General features: G+C 77.4%; 3 protein-coding genes. All 3 read right to left on the minus strand.

The genetic code is table 11. The features are described from left to right. A partial coding sequence (locus BBH68_RS41660; protein ID WP_065967924.1) for a hypothetical protein occupies positions 1-2,861 on the minus strand: 2,861 nt, incomplete at its 3' end. A 179-nt stretch (positions 2,862-3,040) separates the two neighbouring features. Continuing rightward, positions 3,041-3,172, minus strand: coding sequence for a hypothetical protein (locus BBH68_RS44140; protein ID WP_281182511.1), 132 nt, complete (start codon positions 3,170-3,172; stop codon positions 3,041-3,043). A 37-nt stretch (positions 3,173-3,209) separates the two neighbouring features. Beyond that, positions 3,210-3,920 carry a type VII secretion system-associated protein gene (locus BBH68_RS35585; RefSeq protein ID WP_245738463.1) on the minus strand — a complete coding sequence of 237 codons (711 nt, stop codon included), beginning with the start codon at positions 3,918-3,920 and terminating at the stop codon, positions 3,210-3,212. Positions 3,921-4,202: the final 282 nt, after the last annotated feature.

Below are 4,202 nucleotides of genomic sequence, written 5' to 3' on the forward strand. Positions count from 1 at the left end.
CCGGTTCCGGGCGCCGTTTCCGTTTCCCGTTCCGGCGCGGTTTCCGGTGCCCGTTCCGGCGTCGTTTCCGGTTCCGGCTCCGGCGCCGTCTCCGGTTCCGGCTCCGGGTCGGACTCGGCGCGCTCGGGTTCGGGCTCGGGCCCCGCCGGCTGCTCCGTCCCCGTGGGCTCGGGCCCCTTCTCGTCCGGGTCGCCGGAACCCGAGGACACGCTCATCATCGGCGGCCGCGCCGGAGGGGGCGGCGGTACGTACACGTCCTCCTCCGCCCCGGGCGCCGGGGGCGCGTCGGCCGCCGGGGACGCGTCGGTCGCCGGGTGGCGGTCGGGGACCGTGGGTTCCCCGGGGACCGGCGGCGTACCGGGCGCCGCAAGGGTGCCCGGGTCGGTGTCCGCGCCGGACCCCGCGCCCCTGTCGGGCGACGGGGCGGGACCGGACGCCGACGAGTTGTCAGGCGCCGGGAACGAACCGGCCGCGGCCCAGAAGTCGCGCCCGAACCGCGGGCCCGACCCCGGGTTCCGGCCGTCGGCCGGTGACGCGCCGGGGACCGACGGTACGCCGCCATGGGGCGGAGCCGCGCTGGGCGCGGAGGCCGGAGCGGGCCCCTCTTCCGGACCGAGGCGCGGTGCCCGGGGCGCGCCCGGCTCCGAGACCCCGTCAGCCGACGGAAGCGAGCCGCCGGACACCGGAGAGGGACCGCTCACGCCCGACGGCCCAGGCCCTGGCCGCGGACCCGGACTCGGGTCCGCGCCGGGCGGCGACGGCCTGCCCGGCACCGGGCGGTCGCCGGGCGCCGCCGGTCCGCCGGGGGACGGCGGCATGTCTCCGGACAGGCGCGGGCCGGTCGGCGGAGCCGTACCGCCTGCCGGGCGCGGGGCGGGAAGTCGGCCTGCACCGGGTCGCGGGCCGGTGCCGGGGGCCGCTGGGGTTCCGGGCGTCGGGCGGGGGGCGGGGCCGTGGCCCGGCGTCGGTGCTGGGCCCCTGCCCGAGGTCGGGTGGCCGCCGGGGGCCGGGCGGCCTCCGGGTGCCGGGCGGCTGCCGAGGTCCGGGCGGCTACCGGGTGCCGGGCGGCCGCCGGGCTGCGGGGGTGTGCCACGGCTCGGGCGCGTGCCGGGCGCTGAGCCCGCGGCGGCGGCCGAGCCCGTTGCCCCGGTCGGGGCGGTCGGACGGGGTGCGGGGGCAGCGGCGGCCGAGCCCGACACGGCGGCCGGGCGGGCGCCGGGGAGCGGGGGCGCGCCCGCGGCCGGGCGGGCGCCGGGGGGCGAGGGCGCGCCGGCGGCCGGGCGGGGGCCGGGGAGCGGGGGCGCGCCGGCGGGGGTCGGGTGGGCGCCTGTGGTGGGGTGGGTGGCCGGGCGTGGGGCAGTGCTCGGTGTCGGGCCGGGGGCCGCTGTCGGGCGGGGGGCGGAGGCCGGGCGGGGGGTGAAGCGGAGGGTTCGGACGCCGTGCCGCGCCGCGATCGCGCGCAGTTCGCGGCCGCCGTCCGTGTTCGTGCCGTGCACGTACAGCCGCGCCCGGCCGCGTACATCGGCCCCCAGGCTCTCGAGGAGCCGGTTGAGTTCGGGCCACAGCGACGGGTCCAGCGCCTCGCCGGGGCGGCCGACCTCGATGGCCGGGCCCTCGGCGTCCACCTCACGGGTCGAGGTGGCGGGCGCCTGGCCGTCGCGTTCGGTGATCCACAGGCCCGCCCGGGTCACCGTGATCTGCCAGCGGTCGGAGAGCCGGACGATGCCGTGCTCGACGTTGCCGGGGCCCGGCAGCGGCGGGGTCCAGCGCAGCAGGCGCGGGCTCGGGGCGGGTTCGCCCTTCGTCGAGGGCGCGCACACCACGGCGTCCACGAAGGGCCGCCACCGCGGGGTGCCGTCGGCGCCGACGAGTACGGCGCGGGCCGCGCCGCGCTGCGCGGGGCCGCCGGGGGCGAGCAGCGGCAGGCCCGTGTAGACCACGATCTCGGTGTCGAGCAGGTCGGCGGCCGACTGCCCCGTGCGCAGGATGTCGCGGGGGCTGCCGGGCGCGAGCCGGATCCTGGACCACAGCGCCTGGGGCAGGGCCGACAGCACCTCGCCGACGTCGGAGGCCGAGACGTCGCTGCCCTCCGGGACACCGACCAGCACGGTGGGGCCCCGGGGGTCGACGGGCACCGAGTAGCACAGGTCGCCGCGCTGGGGGGCGGTCGCATGCGGGGAGCGGGCCAGCAGCCCCGCCGGGATCTGTTCGATGACACAGCCGCTGTCGGTGCGGGCGGGCACCTGCTCGACCCCGGGCTGCCAGGCGGGGGCGGGCTGACGGGTGCCCAGGGCGACCGGTTGGACACCCGGGGAGAAGCTCCACCAGCCCTTGCGGGGTGGCGGGTCGGGCTGGACGAAGAGCCATCCGCCGGGGACGATCTGGACGTCGCCGTCCGGGGCGATCACCTCCAGCTCCCACGCGTCGGCGACCCGCCGGGCCACGGACGGGTGGTCCGGCCGCTCCTCCCCCGCGCCGGACATGACGAGCCGTACGGTGCCGGTGCCCGCCTCGCGCAGTGAGTCGAACACCTCCCCCAGGCGCTGCCAGAACTCCTCCACCTGGGGGCCGGACGCGGGCGTGGCGCCGGTCACGACGGTGGCGATGCCCGTCTCGGGGCCCAGCAGCTCGACCAGTTCGTCCACTTGCGTCTGGCTGATCGTGGTGTCCTGGGCGGAGCGCAGGAGTATCAGAGCGCCGTACTCCTCGGCGAGCATCACCTCGTCCGGCTCCGCCCCGAGGGCGTCGGCCCCCGGGGCATCCAGCGAGGCGGGGGCGGCCGCGGTGGGCCGCCGGTCACCGCGTCCCGCCTTGCCCCGGCCGCCGAACCAGCGCGGCCGGCCACCGCCGGAACGGGTCACGTCGTCTCTCCTTCGCGCTCCGGCTCGGCCGGGGCGGCACACCGGCGGGGGGTCTCGCTCATGCCGTTGTCACCTGGTCGTCGTCCCATGGGGTTGAAGTGCCCGGTGCTGCCGGGGGCTTGGAGTATACGAAGTGGATATGGCAAACATGTGTCCCAGTCCAGCTATGGGCGGCAGAACTAGATGTTCCACTCGTGATCGCCACCGGCACGACACGGTTGGGTCTCGAGTGTGGCGATGACGACGTTCTTCATGGTGGAGAAGAGGGTGTCGGCCGTCACCGGGTTGCCATCCGATGGCGTGTTCTCCAAGGACGCTCCCGGCGCCGGGCGGAGGCGGACGCCTCGGTCACCGGCTTTCGCCCGTCCGGGCGTCCGGTGCGGTGTCCACGCGGGTCACCATCGTCGGCCACTCGACCCCGGCCTCCCCCGACTCCCCGGCCTCCCCGGACTCCCCCGCCGCGGGCTCCTCCGCGGGAGCCTCGGCCGCGGCGTTCATGATGTCCGCCAGGCCGTCCGTGGTCATCACCATGCTGACCGGGGCGGAGCTGTTGATGCACAGGCTGTGCCCCTCCGGAAGCCGCTCCAGAAGCGCGGGCACCCGCACCCGCTCGAACCCCAGCCGCCCGGCCGCGTGCAGATAGCGGGGCGAGGTGTAGATGGGGACCACCGCCCCGCCGTCCGGCGCCGACGCGCTCACCGGTTCGCCGTTCGCCGTCACCAGCACCGCCACCTCCGCCTTGGCCAGCGCGGCGGTGACGGCCTCCGCCGGACCGTAGCCGGTGGTGGCGAGCTGGATGGCGGCGTCCACGTCGTCCTCGGGCTCCGGCCAGCCGAGCGCTTCCGGGGAGGGCTGGTAGCTCTCGTTGTCCTGCCACTCCACGATCTCGCCGTCGTCGTCGGAGCGCCACTGGCCCACCACCGCCCAGTCCGGCGGCGGGCCTTCGCCCTGCCACGCGGGGTCGGTCAGGTACAGCCAGTGGTTCGGCGCCAGTTTGGCGGCCTTGACGAACTCCTCCGGCGGCTCCGGAACTTCCGTGTCGTCGGCCTCCCCTGACACCGTGCCGTCGGGGGACGTCCCGGGTTCCGGGGAATCGGCGGCCGGCTCGAACTCCGCGGAACCGGCCGGCCGCTCGGCCGGTTCGGATGGGGTGACCGCGGCGGAAGCGCCGTTGTCGCTCATGCTGTCCTCGCTTACTGGGCCGATGGTGCTCAACTACTGGGAATGCTCGGCATGGTCGGTGATGTGGGCGCGCCCGACCGGGCGTCCCCGCGGGGGGCGCCCGGTGTGCCCGCCCCGTCTCCCGAGGCGCGTGGCGCCCCATGGAGATTACGCCCGCCC

The organism is Streptomyces sparsogenes, from assembly GCF_001704635.1.
Lineage (GTDB): Bacteria > Actinomycetota > Actinomycetes > Streptomycetales > Streptomycetaceae > Streptomyces > Streptomyces sparsogenes.